Origin of the sequence: Parvimonas micra (assembly GCF_037482165.1) — a bacterium.
GTDB lineage: Bacteria > Bacillota > Clostridia > Tissierellales > Peptoniphilaceae > Parvimonas.
Window position 1 is genome coordinate 1,094,555 of sequence record NZ_CP148048.1, and the last position, 20,103, is coordinate 1,114,657.

Below are 20,103 nucleotides of genomic sequence, written 5' to 3' on the forward strand. Positions count from 1 at the left end.
TTATATTTTTACAAAAAATTGTCATACAACATTTCTATTATTATATCATTATTATATAAATATTTAAATAAGAACCCCTCCCTTTCACGATGCTTCGCATCGGTTGGGTTCCCGGAAACCTTATTGTTTCACAATAAAAAAGAGAAGAAATTAATAAATTTCTTCTCTAATAAGTTCATTATTTTAAAATATAAACTTTTACATTTCTTCTTCCGAATTTAGCAGCTTGAGATCTATTTGTAAAGCAAAGATCAATTCTATTTCCCTTTATAGCTCCACCTGTATCTTCAGCAACAGCATAGCCATAACCTTCAATATATAATTTTGTTCCTAAAGGAATTACTCTAGGATCTACGGCAACTACCCCATATCTAAGCTTTGTTCCCAATCTTGTTGTGCTATATCCACCATTTTCTGCTGGATCATTAGTATATGAAGTTGCATTCATAACTAGAACCTTACTATAGTTAAAGCTTCCATCACTACTACTATTACTATTGCTAGTGCTAGCACTAGATGATTCAGTTTTTGATTTTTCACTAGTAGATTTTTCTGCTGTGGATTTTGCAGTACTTGATTCTTCAGATTCTTTCTTTTCTTCTTCTTTTGGAACTACTTTACCGTCTACTAACTTCTCATTATCTTTTAAAGTAACTTGTTCTGAAACAGCGTTTTCGTTCTTTTTATCTGAATTTGAATCTGAAACAGTAATTTCTCCCTTAGAATCATTAACTTCAAATCCTGTTACTTCTTCTTTATTTATTGAGGATAACAGTGATCTGAAATTTACATATTTTTCTAATTTATCAGTAGAAACATAATATAAATTTTTAGCTTCTGATTCTGTAACAAGTTTTTCAATATCCAAGTTCATAGAATCTGAATCCATAACTAAATAGTTATATCCACTCTTATCAGCCAAAATATAAGAACTTATCATATCTGTTAAGTTTTTATTTTCTGATAAAACAACATTGTCATTCTTTCTTAATGAGAATCTATCCTTGAATGTTTTTAATAAATCTTTTCCATCCAATGAATAACTTTTTATGTCTTTCTTATCTTTACCAGATAAATCATATATTTTTGACTTTAACTTTTCTGTAATAGAGTTAACTCCATCATAAAAGTATATGTTTTTTTCGTTTTTCACTTCTGAAATTATATTTTCATCAATTTCCTTAGTTGAATCATAAATGTACAAATTCATATTATAAATTCGTGCATAATGAATAGCTCCTAAAATATCAGAATCATTTCCTGAATCTACAACCAAAAGATCACGTTTTTCTGAAACCTTATTTACGTGATAATTTGTATCGTCTGGATTATCGGAACCAATTCTTTCGAATTTGATGTCTAAACCATTCAAAATATCATCTGAAATTGAACTTTTATCTCCAACAACATACACTTGCTCACTATTTTTTAAAATAGCTTTCGAAACGTCATCAATATTATTATTCTTTACAGGAATAACAACTCCACCCTTATCTAATGAAAGTAAACCTGCCAAACTGAAGCTAATTTTATCGTCTATATTAACTACATAAGATATCTTAGATGCACTACCTTTAGTGTTATCTAAAATTCTGTCGTTTACCTTTTCAATAGTTTTGGAATCGGATTCTGATGAGATTACAAATCCTTTAACCTTTTCGTCTGCAAGTGACTTAGATGAAAATCCAGAAAATGTAGCATAAACACACAAACATGCTAAAACACTTCTAAATATTGCTCTTTTCAAATAATCACTCCTTAATTAAATTAATCAGCAATAAGCTGACAATAGAATTATAATGATTTTCTCCAAAATCGTCAACAAAATTCCTATTTTTCAATGAATTTTTCAAAAAAAAATAAAAATTTAACAATATTTTTAATTCAAAATGAGTGTTTGTAACATTTTTGTAATTTTTTGAGAAATATAGTTCCCTAGTTTTCAAAGGTTACAGAATGGTTACAAAAAATGACCTGTTTTCCCAAGCGAAAACTAAAAAATATTAAAAAAATGTAATATCTGCTATTTTTTTACATTTTTTTATCTCTATTTTTTCTCGTATTTACTATATATGACATCAATGACATAGAAAAAATAAGGGCAATTCCTATTAAACTATAAATACTTACTGACTCTCCAAGTATTACTTTTCCCAAAACAACTACAAATACAATTCCTAAATAATTAAATATACTTACTTCAGAAGCATTTGCATATTGATAACTAATAGTTAATCCAAACTGACCTACTGCAGATGCAATTCCAATTAAAATCAAATAAATTAACATCTTAAAATCAGGAATATTTAAATTATTAAAAATAAAAGGAAAACTACAAATAGTTGAAAACAAAGAAAATACAAAGATTATAGTCTCAGTTCTTTCAGCCTTTCCTATTCTTGATACACACATGTATGCGATAGATGCACTAAGAGCAGAGCTCATTGCAACTAATGCGGGAAATAATCTAGAATTAAATTGTGGTCTTACTACAAAAATTGCTCCAATGAAAGAAAATGTTAATGTTAAAAATCTTTCTAATGTAAACTTTTCTTTAAATATAAAACAAGCAATTAAAACTACAAAAATAGGACTAGTTCTTTGCAATATTCCTGCATCTGCAACAACCATATGATTTATAGCATAAAAATTAAAAATAACTCCCATATATCCAAAAGCTGATCTCATTAGTAGTAATTTTCTATTCTTTTTTTCGCCTAAAAAACTACTACCTCTTATAAGAATATATATAGTACAAATAATAAGCATTACAAAATTTCTCATAAAAACTTGTTGCATAAGTGTAAATTGACCTGATGTTAGCTTTACAAAAATCTGCATAAAACTAAAACCAAGTGTAGAAATAATCATAAAAATAATACCTAATTTTAAATTTTTATTTTTGGAATTATCTACCATAATACCTCCTTATTAAAAAAATAAATGCCACGCAAGTGGCATTTATTAAAAATATAATTTTAAGAAATTATTATAATGATGCTTCATAATCAGCGTCATTAGTTAATTTTTCTAATTCAGCTGGATTAGACATTTCAATTTTGCAAACCCATGCAGCATAACAATCTTTGTTAATTTCACCTGGTTCATCGTCTAATAATTCATTTACTTCTATAACTTTTCCTGAAACAGGAGCGTTAATATCACTAGCAGCTTTTACTGATTCAACAGAAGCTAAAGATTCGCCAGCTTCTACTTCATCATCAACTTCTGGAAGTTCAACGTAAACAATATCTCCTAAGTGATCTTGTGCATAATCAGCTAGTCCAACTGTTACTACATTTCCTTCAACTTTTACCCAATCATGATCTTCAGTATAAAGTAATCCTTTTTCTACTCTCATTCTAATATACCTCCTAAAATTTTTACTATAACAATACATCCAATTATGTACTATTCTATTGGACATCCACTATAATATTATAGTATACTTAAATTATAGTGTAGATTGAAAAAAATTTCAATACCTTTTATTAATTTTTTAGTGTTTTTTTGAAATTTATTCGAAAAAATTTCAAAAATTTTTAATTATTTATATTAAAAAGTATAATTGCATTATATTTCGTACCAAATAAAGCATAGTAAAAAATAAAATAGTATGAATTTTTAACATAAATTTTAGCTATATATTTTTACTTTTTTAAAGTATATAATTTTTTTATTTAAATTTTTTAAAAATTTTTTTGGGAAAACTTTTGTTTTTTAATGTTTTTAATTGATTTTTTTATAATTTGTTGTATAATATATGTTAATATATTTTTTTAGTAAATTTTGTTGTTAGACAATGAATTTTTTATATAACAAAAAAATACAAATTTTATTGTAAAATTTTTATTGTCATGAATAAAATTTTTAAAAGTATGTTTATAATAAATAATTTAATTTAGGAGGAGAAAATATTATGTGGGAAACAAAATTCCAAAAAGAAGGCTTAACATTTGATGATGTACTTTTAATTCCAGCAAAGAGTGAAGTTCTACCTAAGGATGTTAATTTATCATCACAACTTACAAAGAAAATCAAGTTAAATATTCCTATTATTTCTGCTGCAATGGATACTGTAACAGAACATAAGATGGCTATTGCAATGGCAAGAGAAGGTGGACTTGGTGTAATACATAAGAATATGCCTATTGAACTGCAAGCAGAAGAAGTTAAAAAAGTTAAACGTTCAGAAAGTGGTGTAATTAATGATCCATTTTTCTTAACTCCAAATCATAGAGTTCAAGAAGCTGAAGATTTGATGAGAAAATATAGAATTTCAGGCGTTCCAATAGTTAATTCAATGGAAGAAAAAAAATTAGTTGGAATTTTAACTAATAGAGATTTAAGATTTTTGGAAGATTATTCAGTTAAGATTGATACCGTGATGACAAAAGAAAATTTAGTAACAGCTCCTTCTAATACTACTTTAGATGATGCTACAAAAATTTTAAGAAATCATAAAATCGAAAAATTACCTCTTGTAAATGAAAAAGGAATTTTAACAGGTTTAATAACTATTAAAGATATAGAAAAAGTTGTTAAATATCCAAATTCTGCAAAAGATGCACAAGGAAGACTTCTTGTAGCAGCTTCAGTTGGGACTGGTGCCGATACTTTTGAAAGAGTAGAAGCTCTTGTAAATGCTGGTGTTGATGCTTTAGTTATAGATACTGCTCATGGTCATTCTATGGGAGTTGTAAGAAAAGTTAAAGAAATTAGAGAAAAATATCCAGATCTTGATATTATTGCAGGAAATGTTGTAACAGCAGAAGCAACAAGAACACTTTTTGAAGCAGGTGCTGATGTTGTTAAAGTTGGTGTTGGTCCTGGTTCAATCTGTACAACAAGAGTTGTTGCAGGTGTAGGAGTTCCACAAATTACAGCTGTTTATGATTGCGCAACTGTTGCAAGAGAAATGGGAAAAACAATTATTGCAGATGGTGGATTAAAATATTCAGGAGATGTTGTTAAAGCTCTTGCAGCAGGTGGAAATGTTGTAATGTTAGGTTCAATGCTTGCAGGAACTGATGAATCTCCGGGAGAATTTGAAATTTACCAAGGAAGAAGATTTAAAACTTATAGAGGTATGGGTTCTCTTGCCGCAATGGAAAAAGGATCAAAAGATAGATACTTCCAAGAAGAAGGTAAAAAACTTGTTCCGGAAGGTATTGAAGGAAGAATTCCTTATAAAGGAACTTTAGCAGATGCAATCTATCAAATCGTAGGTGGAATTAGAGCAGGTATGGGATATACAGGCGCTAAAGACTTACAAACTTTAAGAGATACTGCACAATTTGTTAAAATGACAGGTGCTGGACTTATTGAATCTCACCCACATGATGTTCAAATAATTAAAGAAGCTCCAAACTATTCTAAATAGAGAAAAAGGCTATTCGTTTTAAAGCGAATAGCCTTTATTATTTTTATAATCAGAATACCATTTAGGTATAATTGTTTTAAAATTCTCATAATTTTCAAAAGTCTTATAAAATCTTCTCTTCATTCCAAGAATTTCTTTTTCTCCAAATTTTTCAGCCCATTTAATTGAATATAAGGTATAACAAGCGACATAAATCGCTTGAATTTTCCAAAATTCATTCGGAACATTATCTTCAAAATAGGAGTCAATCTGCCCTACACAGTATGGAATACTAAACTCTATCCCGAAACTTTCTAATTTATAAAATTCCTCATAAGAGTTGGATATTTCCCAACGATTAAAATCTATAACACCTATCTCATTATTTTCCATTAAAATTAAATTTGAAGGATGAAAGTCTCCATGTAAATAAGAATAATTTCTACAAACTTTATCTACATTTCTTTTAACATATTCAATAAATTTATCGTCATTTTCAACTCTCACATCAGATGACTCATATTTTTCTATTTTATCCAACAATTTTATTTTAAGACAATCATCAAAATTTTTATCCTCAACTTTTAGACTGTGAATAGCTTTTAGAATTCTCCCCGCTTTTCTTCCAAGTAAATATTGCTCTTCTATTGAAAATTTTGGAAGTTCCTCACTTAAATCAACTCCGTTAATCCAAGATAAGAGCATATAGACATTCTTTTTATCATTACATATTCCAAAACTTATAGGCTTTGACATTTCAAAGCCCAGTTTAGAAAATTTTGAAATAACTTCATATTCTTCCATTTTTTGTTCATAAAGAGAAATGTCAGATAATCTTAAAAGCAAATACTCATCTTTATTTTTTAATTTTATCTTAAACTTTTCATCTTTAGAATATCCTTTATTTATTTTCTCAACACTTTCTACATCTTCCAGTTCTTTTATATCTTTTAAAAATTCAAACATATATTCTCCAATTAATTATTGATAAACTGCTCTACTTCCTCCAATCAATTTCGGTCTTGAAGTTAATGCTGTTAAATGTGCATTTCCTATTTCTTTTATTGATAATCTTACTGGTATCTGAACAAATTTAACATGCATTCCGATTGATGTATCTCCAATATCAAGTCCTGCTTTTGCAACTATTTTTTCTACAACCACAGGATTTTTAAATAATTCGTATGCAGAAGTAGCTACTCCACCACCCGCATTTTTTTGTGGTACTACATTAACTATTTCAAAATTATTTTTAATTGCAACTTCTTTTTCTATAACTATTGCTCTATTCAAATGTTCACAACATTGAACAGCAAAATTAACTTTAATTTTATCTAACTTTTCTTTTATAGTTTCAACAATTAGCTTTCCTACTTCAATATCAGTATCTTTTCCTATATGTTTTCCTTTCACCTCACTTGTACTACAACCTAAAACAAAGATGTCTCCCTCTTCAAATTTAGCTTTTTCGATAAGTTCATCCATACAAATTTCTAAATCTTCTCTAATTTTACCTAAATCCATAACGACCTCCTAAAAAGTACTAATCTTTTTAACAGTTTTTAAAAGCAAGATTAATCCTGTTACAGCAGAAATAAAATCAACTATTGGATAACTAATCCATGCTCCTAAAACACCAAATCTTCCTACCATAATTATAACTATCGGAATATATAGAAGTGTTTCTCTATAAATTGATAAGAAAAAATTGTATTTTTCCTTGCCGACTGATTGAAAAAAGTATATACAAATGTAATAAAAACTTAAAATTGGAAAAACTAGAATTACATATTTAAAACTATCTGCAGCCATTTGTAAAAGTCTTTCGTCTTTTAGAAATAGACCTATAATAAATTTAACATTATAATTCATAAATATCCATATAAGAGTGGATAATGAAAATACAAAAATAAATCCTGTTTTTAAAATTTTCTTGATTTTAACAAAATTTTTCGCTCCATAGTTAAATGAAATAAGTGGTTGAATTGAACTACTTACTCCTATCATTGCAACAAACATAAACATAGAAACTTTTGTTATTACTCCTACTAGAATAATCGCATCATTACCGCCAACCGGCAAAAGTAAATGATTAAGTACACTAATTAAAATGGCATCTGAAAATTCTATTATAAATGAAGAAAAACCTATTGTCAAAATATTAAATGAAATTTTGGGGTCAAGTCTTGGAATTAAAGAAAAATTATTTTCTTTCTGTAATTTTTTTACAAAGATAAGTGAAAATAAAAAAGATATAAATTGGCTCGAAATAGTGGCAATCGCCGCTCCTTCAACAGCCATGTTCAAATTTTTAATTAAAATATAATCTACAAATATATTTATTAAAGCTCCGATACTTGAAGCAATTAACATAACTTTCATATTTCCGTAAGCTATGTTCATATAACCGAAAACCGTTGTAAAAGCTAAAAATATACTACCAAACATAACTATTCTTAGATACTTGATAGAATATATCAATATATCATTTCTAGCACCTAAAAACATACAAATATTCTCAACAAAAAGAATTGAAATAATTGTAATTGCAAATATAATAAGTAAAGTTAGTCCGTTTACCGCTGTTGTATATTTTGTTATATCTTTATTTCTTTTTTCTCCAAGTCTTCTGGAAATTAAATTTGAAACTCCTATACCAAGACAAACAGAAATTGCAATAACAAGTCTTTGTAGCGGAAAAACTACACTTAAAGCTCCGATTGAATCGGCTCCGACATATCTACCAACGAAAAATGTATCAACCATATTATATAATTCCGCAATAAGAATACTCAAAATTCCCGGTATTGCAAAATGTAATATCGCCTTAACTATATTATTTTCGTAGTAAATACTTTTCGTGTCCATTTTTAAACCTCTTTAATCCTCATATCCATTTGGATTATTCACTTGCCATCTCCAACTGTCTTCACACATTTCTCTTATTCCATATTTAGCTTCCCAGCCAAGCTCTTCCTTTGCCTTAGTAGAATCAGCATAACATTCTGCAATATCTCCGCTTCTTCTTGGAGTAACTACATATTTTATCTTTTTACCTGTAACTTCTTCAAAATTTTTAATCATATCAAGAACACTATAACCTTCACCTGTTCCAAGATTATAAATTCTAACAGCCTTACTATCTTCAAACTTTTTAATTGCCTTTATATGACCTAATGCTAAATCTAAAACATGAATATAATCTCTTACACCTGTTCCATCTTTTGTTTCATAGTCATCTCCAAAGACTCTAACATAATCCAATTTACCAACTGCTACTTGAGTTATATATGGAACTAAATTATTAGGAATTCCATTCGGATTTTCTCCTATTCTACCACTCTTATGAGCTCCAATTGGATTAAAATATCTAAGAAGAATAACATTCCATTCATTATCAGAAATATATAAATCTGTAAAAATTTCTTCTAAAAATAATTTTGTTCTTCCATAAGGATTAGTTACAGAAAGTGAAAAATCTTCTTTTATAGGAACTGATTTTGGCTTCCCATAAACAGTAGCAGAAGAGCTGAAAATTAAATTTTTTACATTAAATTCTCTCATAACTTCTATAAGTTTTATACTTCCGTTAATATTATTATCATAATATTCTATAGGTTTTTCAACAGATTCTCCAACAGCCTTAAGCCCTGCAAAGTGAATTACTCCATAAATATCATTTTCTGAAAAAATCTTTCTAAGTATTTCTTTGTCTCTAATATCACCTTTGTAGAATTTGAATTTTTTACCACTAAGTTCTTCAATTATCTTTAAAACTTTTTCGCTGGAGTTGTAAAAATTATCAATTATTACAACTTCATATCCTTCATTTAAAAGTTCTATACAAGTATGAGAGCCAATATATCCTGCCCCTCCGGTAACTAAAATTTGTTTCATATTTATCTCCTATTTTATATTCTTAATTAATTCTCTACATCTAATTTCGTCTTTTTTTAATTGATCTATGAGTTCCTCAACAGAATTAAACTTTATATTATCCCTAAGTCTTTTTAAAAAGCAAAGTTCAATATCTTTTCCATAAATATCTTTATCAAAATCAAATATATGCGATTCTATCGTGGATTTTTTGTTATCAAAAGTTGGATTATATCCAACACTTGAAAAACTAAAATATCCCTTACCATCTACTATAGTTTTGGTAAAATAGACTCCCTCTTTTACCATAACATAATTAAAAGAAATCTCCAAATTTGCTGTAGGATAACCAAGATTTCTTCCTCTTTGAAAGCCGTGAGTTACTTTTCCCTTAATTGAATAACTATCTCCCAACAAATCATTTGCCAATTCAATTTTTCCTGATTTTATGTATTCAATTATTTTTGTACTACTAATCTCAATATTATCATAGCGTAATTTATCAATAATGGTACAAGATAGACACCTTTCTTTCATATAAGACTTTATAAAATCAGTATTTCCTTCACGATTTTTTGAAAATTTATAATCTTCTCCAACCACAATATGTTTTATATTTAGATTGATAGTTAAAAAATCTAAAAATTCTTTCGGTGAAAGATTTTTAATTTTTTCAGAAAATTCAATACTAAAAACATAATCTATTTTAAAACTTTCAAGTTTTTTTAATTTATCCTCAAAAGACATTATCCTACTTGCGTTTTGATGAAAAATCAAATCTTTTGTATGGTTTTCAAAGAGAAAAACTGCACTCTTATAACCTTTATCTAATTTTACATTATTTAATTCCGAAATCAATTTTTGATGTCCTCTATGAAAGCCATCAAAATTTCCTAGAGCTACAACAATGTCATCAAATTTAAAATCACTTTCCAAATTTAATTTAAAATGCTCCATAAAAACCTCTTATTTAATCCATATTTTACAATAATTATACAACAAAAAGTACTTAATTTCAATTTTAGAAATCGTAAGTACTTTAAGTCTATAAAAAATCTTATTTTTACCACATAAAAAAACACGTTCGTTTTGAACGCGTTCTCTCTATAATTTTTCTATTGCATCTAATATATCTGATAAGCAATCAGTATCTAATTTTTCTGCTTCACCTTCATCAACCATTTCAGGTATATTTTTATTTAGAGGTATCTTTGCAACATTTGTAAGACCGAATTTTCTTGAGATATAAGGTAAATCACTTTCACCGAATATATTTACTTCTTCATTACAGCAAGGACATTTAAAATAGCTCATATTTTCAACTATTCCTATAATTGGAATATTCATCATTCTTGCCATCTTAACTGCTTTTTCTACAATCATAGAAACTAAATCTTGAGGAGATGTTACAATTATAATTCCATCTACAGGTAAAGATTGGAAAACAGTTAGAGGAACGTCACCTGTTCCTGGTGGCATATCTACAAACATATAATCCACATTTTCCCATACTACATCTGTCCAAAATTGTTTTATTACTCCACCTATAACAGGTCCTCTCCAAATTACAGGATCAGTTTCTTTTTCGAGCAATAAATTTATACTCATTATTTTAATTCCATTTTCAGTTGTACAAGGAATGATTCCTCTTTCATCGATTTGAGCTTTTCTGTCAATCCCAAATGACTTAGGTATTGATGGGCCAGTAACATCAGCATCTAAAATACCAACTTCCTTACCTCTCTTCATCATTCCTGTAGCAAGCATAGAAGTTATTAAAGATTTTCCAACTCCTCCTTTACCACTTATAACACCAATAACTTTTTTTATATCACTAAATTGGTTTTGGTCAACCAATAAGCTTTCAAACTCTTCTGATACTCCACAGCTTGATGCACTAGGGCATCCTGAGCATCCTCCTGAACTACAACTATCACTCATAATAACATCCTCCTATATTTTCAGTTCTTCAGAAATATACATTTTATAGTAAATTCCTTTTTTCTCTAATAATTCTAAATGTGTTCCTTGTTCAAGAATATTTCCATTTTCAATCAAAACAATTTTATCACAATGCTTAATTGTTGATAATCTATGAGCAACAATAATAGATGTCTTTCCTTCTAAAATATCCTTCATCTTATTTTGAATAATTTTTTCAGTTTCAGTATCTATTGAAGAAGTTGCCTCATCCAATATTAACAATTTAGGATTTTTTATCAAAGCTCTTGCAAAAGATATTAATTGCTTTTGACCGTTTGATATATTATACCCATTTTCTCCAATGACCGTATCTATCCCGTCAGGTAATTTAAAAACAAAATCATCTATTCCCAACAAACTACAAACTTCTAAAATTTCATCATCAGAAGCATCCTCGTTTCCAAACTTAATATTATCTTTAATAGAAATAGAGAAAAGCTGGGGTTGTTGTAATACATAACCTAAATTATTGTACAGACTAGTTTTATCAATATTTTTGTAATTTATTCCATCAAGATAAATATCTCCAGAAGTTGGATTATAAAATTTACAAATCAAATTAACTATTGTTGATTTTCCACTTCCAGTACTACCGATAAAAGCAACACTTTCTCCTTTTTTAATTTCAAAATTAAAATCTTTTAAAATTAATTTATCATCATCAAAATAATGGAAACTTACATTTTCAAATTTTATATTTCCTTCAAAGTTTAAATCACTTTTTTGATTTTCAATAATTTCATCTTCTTCATATAAAATTTGAAAAACTCTTTCCGCAGATGCCTGTGCAGATTTTAAATCAGTAAAAATCTGTGCAAGCATTTTAAATGGTTCAAATATTTGAAAACTATAAGTTAAAAAACTCAAAAAAGCTCCATAGGTCATAACATTTTTCATAACTGAAATTGATGAAAAATTAAAAGCAAAACCGACGCCAATACTTGCAACAAACATAACAGCAGGCACAAAAATTGCTGAAATAAGTATAGATCTTAAATTGTATTTCCTATACTTTTCGTTAAATACCTTAAATTCTTTTTTCTTTTTGTCTTCAATTCCAAGCGATTTAATTGTCTTTATATAACTTAATGACTCCGTATAGCTTCTTATAATTTTAGAGTTATAATCCCTTACCTTTCTTTGAAATTTCAAAATATTTTTTTGAAAAATTAAAGTTACAATATAGATTGCTGGTAAAATCAAAAATAACATCAAAGTCAATGTATAACTTAGATATAGCATTATTATTATTGATATTAGCAAAACAATTATACTATGACAGGCATCTATAACTCCCCAACTAAAAACTTCACTTAATTTTTGAACATCTGAAGTTAATCTGGAAATCAGTTCGCCTGTTTCATATTTCTTTATATTAGTTACTGAAAATTTCTCAATTTTCTCAAAAACTGATTTTCTTATTTCCTTTGATACTTGATATTCAAGCTTACCTCCAAAAACATAGAAGCTATAAATTGCAAGAGTTGAAATTATTACAAGTGAAAAAAATCCAATCCCCGCAAAAATAAAACCCTTTAAATTCTGTTTTGTGATAAAATCGTCAGTTAATAATTTTATAGATAAAGGTACAACTGCTTGTAAAATTCCAGAAATCAAAACTACAAACATAAGCATATAAAGTTTTTTGTATTCTATTTTATAAAATTTTATTAAATCTCTAAAAACATTTATATTTACAACTTTCTTTTTATTCATTATTTACATCATATTCCTTACTTTGAATTTCATTAATTTTACTATACATCCCATTTTTCTTAATCAACTCACTATGTTTTCCGCTTTCAACTATTCTTCCACCATCCATTACAATTATATTGTCACAATTAGTTATCGTTGAAATTCTATGAGAAATTAAAATAGAAGTAAATTTTCTATCCATAGACTTTAGTGCATTATTTATTTTTAAATCAGTATTCATATCAACAGCACTTAAGCTATCATCTAAAATCAAAACTTCAAAAGGTTTTAATAAACTTCTAGCAATAGAAATTCTTTGCTTTTGACCTCCTGAAAGATTTATACCGTTATCTACTACGACGGTATCATACTTAGAAGAAAAATTCAAAATTTCATTATGTATAGAAGAAATCTTTGTCGCATCATAAACACTTTTTTCTTCGATATCATTATTTACAATCTTTACATTATCCAAAATAGACATATTAAAAAGTTCACTATCTTGCATAATTGCAGAAATTTTTTCTCTAATATACTTTTTATTTATCTCTTTTATGTTAATACCATCAATTAAAATTTCTCCACTTGTAGCTTCAAAAAATCCAAGTAATAAATATACTATCATACTTTTCCCACTACCAGTAGATCCGATAATGCCTAAACTTTCTCCTGAATTTAGAACAAAACTAATATTATCCAAAACAGTATTATCATTTATTTTTAGGCTAACATTTTTAAATTCAATCTTTTTAGAAAATGAAACATCTCTTATTCCATAATCATAATCCTCTTCTGGTAAATCTAAAACTTCATAAATTCTTGAGATTGAAACACTTGCCCTCGCCATATCACTAAGTAATTGTCCCATTTGTCTAATAGGCCAAATAATCATATTAATATAGATAACAAAAGCTATTAAATCCCCAAAATTCATTCTTCCAGCAATAGTTTCATATCCTCCAACTACTAAAATAATTGCAAGTTGTAGGAAAGTTAAAAAGTCATTTACTGCTCTAAATCTTGCAAAAGTCTTCATAAAATTATTTTGAGTTATATTAAATTCTTCATTTTTTTCTCTGAATAGATTTAAAATATAATCCTCTCTATTAAAAGCCTTTATAACTCTTATATTAAATAGAGCTTCTTTGATAAATACCATAAGTTCGCTTTCTGCTTCATCTGTCTTTTTAAAAATTTCACCTATTTTCTTATAAAAAACTGATGATAAAATGGCAATTACAATACAAAGAGTTATACTTATTGTAGCGAGCTTTAAATTTATTAAAGACATAACAACTATAACCAAAGAGATTGTTGCAATGGAGCCAAAAGCATTAACAAGTTGTGCTGAAAAGAGTTTTCTTACAGTCTCAATATCCGAAGAACTTCTTTGAATTAAATCTCCTGTAGAATAATCATTCAAGCATCTCATATCTAAATTTAAAAATTTATGATACATTTTTTCTTTTAAATTATATATTAAATTTTCACAGGCTACATTAGAATAATAATTTCTTAAAAAAATAAAAATACAACTAATACCTGTTAAAATAACAATTACAAAAGCTAATATGTAAATATTTTCTCTAAGATAATCTCTACCACCTATAAGATTAACAGCTTTTTCTAAAATATTGTATTTATACTCTTTATTTCCAATTATTGAATCTACTGTAATCATAATTACAATAGGTGTAAGTCCGGAAAAAATTTGTATAAAAATTGTAGAAATCATAGAAAGAAAATAAGTTAGTCTATTGTTTTTTAAAATCTTCCAAAAAAGTCTAATTTCTTTCAACATACCACCTCATAAAATACTTACATATATTTTAATCTAAATTAGGAAAAAAGGCAAATTTATTTGGATTTGTAAAGTTTTTTTGTTATAATACTTTAAGAGGTGATTTTATGTGTACAACTTTTTCTATTTTTAGAAATGGAGAAACACTACTTGGTAGAACTATGGATTTAAGATCTTATCATAGATATGAATTTAAGTATTTTCCAAAAGATTTTAACTACGAAGAAGATGTCTTTGGAAATAAATTATATACAAAATACAAAATAATGGGAGCAACTTTTAAAGATTATGACCATTTAATTGATGGAATAAATGAAAAAGGACTTTTAGGTTGTACCAACTCCTTTAGAAATGCTATTCATTTTAAAAAAGAGCCTGTAGAATCAAAAATTAATTTAACATCCACAAAGATTTTAAATGTATTTTTGACAAATTGTGAAACTCTTGAAGATATAAAAAATCTTGCTCCAAAAATTTATATAATTGAAAAATCTCTTGTTGATGAAAACAACTATTCAAGACATTATCATTATATGTTTACAGACAAAAACAATAAAAGTTTGATTGTTGAAATTGAAGATGGAAATTTAAAAGTTTATGAAAATAAATATAATATAATGACAAACAGTCCTAGCTTTACAAAACATATAAGAAATTTAGAAAAATATTTAGAAAAAAGAGAATTAAAGGGAAATATTTTCACTCCTACAAAAAGATTCATAAGAGCATACATAGAATTAGAAAATTTAAAAACTAATAATTTTTTAGAAAATAACGAAAATATTTTATTTAATTCTTTAAAAAAATTCGCAATTAGTAAAGAAGATTTGGAAAATCTTTCAGAAGATTCACAAAATATAACCCTGTACTATTCTATAAGCAATTCAAAAACTTTAAAATATTATTTCAAATATACAAATTTAGAAAATATTAATTCTTTTTCATTTGATGATTTTAAAAATGAAAATAGCAAAACTACAGTTCAATTTGTTTAACTAAAAAATGACTTTACAAAATGTAAAGTCATTTTAAATTTACTTGAAATATTATTCAAATACTATCTTATATTTTTCTTTTATTTCTTTTGTAGCATTTAAAAGATCTGAGATGACTTTTTTCGCCACTTCTGCTGACTGTTCAAAAGCTCCGCTTTCCCTTGCATCAGCTTCTGCGTTTTCTTTACCACTTTGAGTAAATTCTGCATAATCATCAACTTTAATAGGATTAAAAATAGAGTTCTTTTCATCATACACTTTTAAAGATTTCATATCCAGCTCATTTGATAATATTTTTGATTCAGGTAAAGTAACTTTTATAGTTTTATTAGCCTCATCAACCTCAACTTTTGTTTCTGATAAGTCGATTCCTAATTTTAAAATTCCTGTATAACTTACTATAAAACTTGACTTTGTAAATGGTAACTTGATATTAAATAAAGTGTTCCAATCTTCTCTACTGGCTATTTCTTTGTACTTATATTGTATAGTAGCCAATTCCTTCAATTCCTTAACTTGTACTCCAATAGTTTCATTAGTTATCTTAGGCTTTCCATTATCTGTTCTAAACCAAAAATATGAACATCCTATAAATAAAATTACAACTACTACTATTGCGGATACTTTTTTTAATAGTTTCATTATGAAATAGTCCTCCTAAACAAATAATAACGTAACCATTATATATATATATAGGATGTCAAGTATTTTTTCTTTATTTAAATAAGAACCCCACCCTTCCACGATGCTTCGCATCGGTTGGGTTCCCGGGAACCTTGTTGTTTCACAATAAAAAAGCGAATAAATTAAATTTTATTCGCCATATCCATTATTTTTTTAAATCTATGATTTACTCCCGATTTGCTAATTTTTAAAATCTCCGCCAATTCTTTTAATGAAAGAGTTGGATTTTTTAATCTTAACTCACAAAGTTCGAGTAAATTTTTATCTAAATTCTTTTTACCATATCTTTTATAAACTTTATTTATTGCATCTATTTGTGCAAATGCAGTATTTAAAGTTTTATCAAAATTTGCCGTTTCACAATTTGTAAGTCTATTCGTATTATTCTTTATTTCCTTTATCATCTTTGTTTCTTCAAACTTGAACAAACTATTTACAGTTCCAATTAATGAAAGAAAGTCAGAAATCATTGTACTATCTTTTACATATACAATGTATTGATCCTTTTTTTCTATACTTTTTGCCTTTATTCCAAATAGCTTCAAATATTTTATTACAAGTTTTGCCAATTCATTTGAATTCAAAGTAAATTCAAGATGATAACTCTTGTCAGGATTTGCTATTGATCCAGCACCTAAAAAAATTCCACATAAAAAATTTTTAATAAAATTTTTACTTTTAGCTGAATCTTCATATAAATCATCTTTTAGAAAAAGACTATCTAAGTCAGAGAAAAAAGTATCTTGTAAAAATCTTTTTGAAATTTCTTCATCTTCTATTACAATTTTATACACATTGTTTTTTCTTAAATTGGAAATCTTTGAAACCATTATTTTCCCATCATAAGAATATAGAAATTTAAAGAGTTTAAAAATTCTTCTTATAATTGAATTATTTGTAGTTTCAAAACGAATTATAAAAGCAAAGTTACTGAAAACTATAGTTCCATTAGTTCTTATAAAAGCAGAAAGCTCAGAAATAGCAGAATCTTTTTCTACTATTTCTCTTCTTGAAAGTTCATTTTTTAAATCAGTTGAAAAAGCCATTATTTTCTTTTTCTCTTTTCATAAAAATAATTGGCACTCTTTAACATATTTCTTTCAGCATCATGCTTTACTAATTTCATAGCTTTATCATATGGTAAAAATATTGCTTCTACAAAACCTTCCTCTCTTTGTGGAATTAAATTCAAATCCTCAGGTTCCATATAAAAATAATGAACTGTTTTTTTCACTTTTTCCCCGTCATTATGTTGATAATCATATTTTACAAATCCCAAATACTTGATAATTCTAGCTCGTATTCCTGATTCTTCTTGAACTTCTCTAATAGCGGCAATCTCTCTAGTTTCATTATTTTCAAGCCTACCCTTTGGCAAAACCCATTCATTGCTAAATTTCTTCAACAGCAGAAATTCACCATTATGAATAACAACTCCACCGGCACTAACTTCTAGCATAAACCCTCCTATTGTCGTATCTCATATCTTCTTAATATTATAACACGAAATGAAATCACATTCAAATTACAAGTTTCAAGTAAAGATTGTTAATTCTTAAAATTTTGCTTTGAACAATAAAATTACGATTGATTATCTTAGAAGAATTATGATATAATATGTCTTGTGTATTTTAAGATAAAAAAGATTTTTTATAAAGGAGATAATAAATGAAATTAGGAATAGTTGGACTACCAAATGTTGGTAAAAGTACATTATTTAATGCAATTACTAAAGCCGGAGCTGAATCAGCAAATTACCCTTTCTGTACTATAGATCCTAATGTAGGTCTAGTTAATGTACCTGATGAAAGATTAAATAAATTGACAGAACTTTACAATTCAAAAAAGACAATCCCTGCAGTTATTGAATTTTACGATATTGCCGGTCTCGTAAAAGGAGCTAGTAAAGGCGAAGGTCTAGGAAATAAATTCTTATCTCATATTAGAGAAGTTGATGCTATTGTTGAAGTTATAAGATGTTTTGAAGACGAAAATATTGTTCATGTAGATGGAGAAGTTAATCCTCTAAGAGATGTTGAAACAATAAATTTAGAACTTATACTATCAGACCTTGAACTCGTTGAAAAGAGATTAGAAAAAGCCAGAAAATCACTAAAGGGAAATAAAAGTTTTAAAGAGGAAGTTGACCTTTTAGAAAAAATATTACCTGTTTTAGAAGAAGGAAAATCCATTAGATCTTTAAGTTTTGATGATAGTGAAAAAGCAATTTTAAAAAACTTCTCTCTTTTAAGTGTTAAGCCTATTATTTATGTAGCAAATGTAAATGAAGATGATATGCTTGATGAAGGAAAAAATAATGAGTATGTAAAAGTACTTGATGATTTTGCCAAGAAAGAAAATTCTGGAATCGTAGTAATCAGTGCACAAATTGAAAAAGAAATTTCAGAACTTGAAGAAGATGAACAAATTGAATTTTTAAACGATTTAGGTATTTCTGAAAGCGGTGTTTCAAAGTTAATAAAAGAGAGCTATAATCTTTTAGGACTTATGAGCTTTTTAACTGCAGGGCCGGAAGAAACAAGAGCTTGGACAATTAAAATTGGAACAAATGCTGTAAATGCAGCTGGAAAAATACATTCAGATATTCAAAGGGGCTTTATCAGAGCTGAAATTGTAAATTATGATGATTTAATTTCCCTTGGGAGTATGGTCGCAGCTAGAGAAAAAGGACTTGTAAGGCTTGAAGGAAAAGAATATATTATGCAAGATGGAGATGTAGTTTACTTCAGATTCAATGTATAATAAATAAGGGGATTAAATATGAGAAAAAAATTATTATTAATGTTGTTAGTATTGACAACTATTGTAGGCTGTGGAAAGAATGAAGAAAATACGAAAGAAAAAGAAAATGCTCAGTCAACAATTACTGAAGAACAAAAAAGCGAAATTACTAAAAAAGTTAAAGAAAGAGAAACTAATAAGATAAAAGCAGAAGTTCATAAAGAAATTTTATCTAAATTTATAGAATTTTTATCTGAAAATTCAGAGAATGAATTTAAAATAGATTATAATATAAATGCCGATGCAATAACACTTCTTGCTGTTGGAGAAATGAAACAATCATTAATTGAATCATTAAATAGTGATAATCTTGACGAAGAATTAAAAGCACTTGGAGATAATCTTAAAAAAAGCGAAATAGATGACTTATTTCCAAATGTTAAATTATACTTTTTAAATCCAGAAAAACCTGATACTGTAGCTTTAATTTATAAAAATGGAGAAGTTACAAAAGTAGAAGAAGAATTAAATATTAATGAACAAAAGATTGAAGGAGAAGATAAAATTTCTTCTGAAGTTTTAACTGCTGACGAAATAAAAAAAATTAAATCTCAAACAAAAAAAGAAACTTTATCTAAATTTATAGAAATCTTTCAAAAAGAAATAAAACAAGCTGGAGATGTCGAATATAACGAAGAACAAGATGCTATAAATGTTAAACTAAAAGGTCAAGCAAAAGAAGGGCTTATCCAAATGTTAAAATTCAAAGATACTCAAAAAGCTCAAGAAACATGGAAAAAATCCTGTGAATACTTTGTATATTCATCAAATCTTATAAATAAAGTTTTATCAGATATGGTAATAAATATTTTATATCCTGATGATAGTAAAATATTATTATCTTTGAAGAATGGTCAAATTATAGAAGATAATTTTACAAAATAGTATTGTTACTTTACTAT

The 20,103-nt window shown here is 27.1% G+C and carries 18 protein-coding genes; 4 read left to right on the forward strand and 14 right to left on the reverse strand.

The genetic code is table 11. The features are described from left to right. Positions 1 to 178: 178 nt before the first annotated feature. From WFJ11_RS05300 to gcvH, 3 genes are all read right to left on the reverse strand, one after another. A complete protein-coding gene (locus tag WFJ11_RS05300; RefSeq protein WP_338817063.1) occupies positions 179 to 1,747 on the reverse strand; it encodes a 3D domain-containing protein in 1,569 nt (522 codons plus the stop codon). A 284-nt stretch (positions 1,748 to 2,031) separates the two neighbouring features. After that, on the reverse strand, positions 2,032 to 2,919 hold the full coding sequence (locus tag WFJ11_RS05305) for a DMT family transporter (protein ID WP_293439114.1): 888 nt from the start codon (positions 2,917 to 2,919) through the stop codon (positions 2,032 to 2,034). A 70-nt stretch (positions 2,920 to 2,989) separates the two neighbouring features. Beyond that, positions 2,990 to 3,361, reverse strand: a complete 372-nt coding sequence (gene gcvH, locus WFJ11_RS05310; protein ID WP_009354933.1) for a glycine cleavage system protein GcvH — start codon at positions 3,359 to 3,361, stop codon at positions 2,990 to 2,992. Positions 3,362 to 3,919: 558 nt separating this feature from the next. Between gcvH and guaB the strand changes: the two genes are divergently transcribed. Further along, entirely contained in the window at positions 3,920 to 5,383 is a 1,464-nt protein-coding gene (gene guaB, locus WFJ11_RS05315; protein ID WP_338817066.1) for an IMP dehydrogenase, read from the forward strand. An 18-nt stretch (positions 5,384 to 5,401) separates the two neighbouring features. On the opposite strand, the gene WFJ11_RS05320 is transcribed toward guaB, so the two are convergent. The 8 genes from WFJ11_RS05320 to WFJ11_RS05355 form a co-directional block, all read right to left on the reverse strand. Continuing rightward, positions 5,402 to 6,328: an aminoglycoside phosphotransferase family protein gene (locus WFJ11_RS05320; RefSeq protein WP_338817067.1), complete on the reverse strand. Its 927-nt coding sequence runs from the start codon at positions 6,326 to 6,328 to the stop codon at positions 5,402 to 5,404. Positions 6,329 to 6,343: 15 nt separating this feature from the next. Beyond that, entirely contained in the window at positions 6,344 to 6,886 is a 543-nt protein-coding gene (locus WFJ11_RS05325) for a TIGR01440 family protein (RefSeq protein ID WP_118058591.1), read from the reverse strand. A gap of 9 nt (positions 6,887 to 6,895) precedes the next feature. Then, positions 6,896 to 8,230, reverse strand: a complete 1,335-nt coding sequence (locus tag WFJ11_RS05330) for an MATE family efflux transporter (protein ID WP_338817068.1) — start codon at positions 8,228 to 8,230, stop codon at positions 6,896 to 6,898. 12 nt (positions 8,231 to 8,242) lie between these two features. Further along, the gene (galE, locus tag WFJ11_RS05335; RefSeq protein WP_338817069.1) at positions 8,243 to 9,259 is read right to left on the reverse strand and encodes a UDP-glucose 4-epimerase GalE; all 1,017 of its coding nucleotides are present in this window, start codon (positions 9,257 to 9,259) and stop codon (positions 8,243 to 8,245) included. Between the two features lie 9 nt (positions 9,260 to 9,268). Then, entirely contained in the window at positions 9,269 to 10,195 is a 927-nt protein-coding gene (locus WFJ11_RS05340) for a bifunctional riboflavin kinase/FAD synthetase (protein WP_338817070.1), read from the reverse strand. 147 nt (positions 10,196 to 10,342) lie between these two features. After that, entirely contained in the window at positions 10,343 to 11,179 is an 837-nt protein-coding gene (locus WFJ11_RS05345; RefSeq protein ID WP_313961042.1) for an Mrp/NBP35 family ATP-binding protein, read from the reverse strand. A 12-nt stretch (positions 11,180 to 11,191) separates the two neighbouring features. Further along, positions 11,192 to 12,937 (reverse strand): ABC transporter ATP-binding protein, encoded by a 1,746-nt coding sequence (locus WFJ11_RS05350; protein WP_338817071.1) that lies wholly within the window; start codon positions 12,935 to 12,937, stop codon positions 11,192 to 11,194. Beyond that, a complete protein-coding gene (locus WFJ11_RS05355) occupies positions 12,930 to 14,720 on the reverse strand; it encodes an ABC transporter ATP-binding protein (RefSeq protein ID WP_338817072.1) in 1,791 nt (596 codons plus the stop codon). Before WFJ11_RS05355 ends, WFJ11_RS05350 begins: the two co-directional genes overlap by 8 nt. A 107-nt stretch (positions 14,721 to 14,827) precedes the next feature. On the opposite strand from WFJ11_RS05355, the gene WFJ11_RS05360 reads away from it, so the two are divergent. Then, positions 14,828 to 15,715 carry a linear amide C-N hydrolase gene (locus tag WFJ11_RS05360; protein ID WP_338817073.1) on the forward strand — a complete coding sequence of 296 codons (888 nt, stop codon included), beginning with the start codon at positions 14,828 to 14,830 and terminating at the stop codon, positions 15,713 to 15,715. 51 nt (positions 15,716 to 15,766) lie between these two features. Here WFJ11_RS05360 and WFJ11_RS05365 read toward each other — a convergent pair whose 3' ends face one another. The 3 genes from WFJ11_RS05365 to WFJ11_RS05375 all read right to left on the reverse strand — a co-directional run bounded on the left by WFJ11_RS05365 (position 15,767) and on the right by WFJ11_RS05375 (position 17,858). Next, a complete protein-coding gene (locus WFJ11_RS05365) occupies positions 15,767 to 16,357 on the reverse strand; it encodes a DUF4230 domain-containing protein (protein WP_338817074.1) in 591 nt (196 codons plus the stop codon). Positions 16,358 to 16,521: 164 nt separating this feature from the next. Further along, positions 16,522 to 17,445, reverse strand: a complete 924-nt coding sequence (gene whiA, locus WFJ11_RS05370; RefSeq protein WP_338817075.1) for a DNA-binding protein WhiA — start codon at positions 17,443 to 17,445, stop codon at positions 16,522 to 16,524. Then, positions 17,445 to 17,858, reverse strand: a complete 414-nt coding sequence (locus WFJ11_RS05375) for an NUDIX hydrolase (protein WP_009354350.1) — start codon at positions 17,856 to 17,858, stop codon at positions 17,445 to 17,447. Before WFJ11_RS05375 ends, whiA begins: the two co-directional genes overlap by 1 nt. Before the next feature lie 209 nt (positions 17,859 to 18,067). On the opposite strand from WFJ11_RS05375, the gene ychF reads away from it, so the two are divergent. After that, the gene (gene ychF / locus WFJ11_RS05380) at positions 18,068 to 19,162 is read left to right on the forward strand and encodes a redox-regulated ATPase YchF (protein ID WP_293439139.1); all 1,095 of its coding nucleotides are present in this window, start codon (positions 18,068 to 18,070) and stop codon (positions 19,160 to 19,162) included. An 18-nt stretch (positions 19,163 to 19,180) separates the two neighbouring features. Further along, positions 19,181 to 20,086, forward strand: a complete 906-nt coding sequence (locus WFJ11_RS05385) for a hypothetical protein (RefSeq protein ID WP_338817078.1) — start codon at positions 19,181 to 19,183, stop codon at positions 20,084 to 20,086. The last annotated feature ends 17 nt before the right edge of the window (positions 20,087 to 20,103 follow it).

Bases quoted from the DNA above. Each gene is read 5' to 3' on its own strand.
- WFJ11_RS05305 (WP_293439114.1), bottom strand. From the start codon at position 2,919: ATGGTAGATAATTCCAAAAATAAAAATTTAAAATTAGGTATTATTTTT.
- gcvH (WP_009354933.1), bottom strand. From the start codon at position 3,361: ATGAGAGTAGAAAAAGGATTACTTTATACTGAAGATCATGATTGGGTA.
- guaB (WP_338817066.1), top strand. From the start codon at position 3,920: ATGTGGGAAACAAAATTCCAAAAAGAAGGCTTAACATTTGATGATGTA.
- WFJ11_RS05320 (WP_338817067.1), bottom strand. From the start codon at position 6,328: ATGTTTGAATTTTTAAAAGATATAAAAGAACTGGAAGATGTAGAAAGT.
- WFJ11_RS05325 (WP_118058591.1), bottom strand. From the start codon at position 6,886: ATGGATTTAGGTAAAATTAGAGAAGATTTAGAAATTTGTATGGATGAA.
- WFJ11_RS05330 (WP_338817068.1), bottom strand. From the start codon at position 8,230: ATGGACACGAAAAGTATTTACTACGAAAATAATATAGTTAAGGCGATA.
- galE (WP_338817069.1), bottom strand. From the start codon at position 9,259: ATGAAACAAATTTTAGTTACCGGAGGGGCAGGATATATTGGCTCTCAT.
- WFJ11_RS05340 (WP_338817070.1), bottom strand. From the start codon at position 10,195: ATGGAGCATTTTAAATTAAATTTGGAAAGTGATTTTAAATTTGATGAC.
- WFJ11_RS05345 (WP_313961042.1), bottom strand. From the start codon at position 11,179: ATGAGTGATAGTTGTAGTTCAGGAGGATGCTCAGGATGCCCTAGTGCA.
- WFJ11_RS05350 (WP_338817071.1), bottom strand. From the start codon at position 12,937: ATGAATAAAAAGAAAGTTGTAAATATAAATGTTTTTAGAGATTTAATA.
- WFJ11_RS05355 (WP_338817072.1), bottom strand. From the start codon at position 14,720: ATGTTGAAAGAAATTAGACTTTTTTGGAAGATTTTAAAAAACAATAGA.
- WFJ11_RS05360 (WP_338817073.1), top strand. From the start codon at position 14,828: ATGTGTACAACTTTTTCTATTTTTAGAAATGGAGAAACACTACTTGGT.
- WFJ11_RS05365 (WP_338817074.1), bottom strand. From the start codon at position 16,357: ATGAAACTATTAAAAAAAGTATCCGCAATAGTAGTAGTTGTAATTTTA.
- whiA (WP_338817075.1), bottom strand. From the start codon at position 17,445: ATGGCTTTTTCAACTGATTTAAAAAATGAACTTTCAAGAAGAGAAATA.
- WFJ11_RS05375 (WP_009354350.1), bottom strand. From the start codon at position 17,858: ATGCTAGAAGTTAGTGCCGGTGGAGTTGTTATTCATAATGGTGAATTT.
- ychF (WP_293439139.1), top strand. From the start codon at position 18,068: ATGAAATTAGGAATAGTTGGACTACCAAATGTTGGTAAAAGTACATTA.
- WFJ11_RS05385 (WP_338817078.1), top strand. From the start codon at position 19,181: ATGAGAAAAAAATTATTATTAATGTTGTTAGTATTGACAACTATTGTA.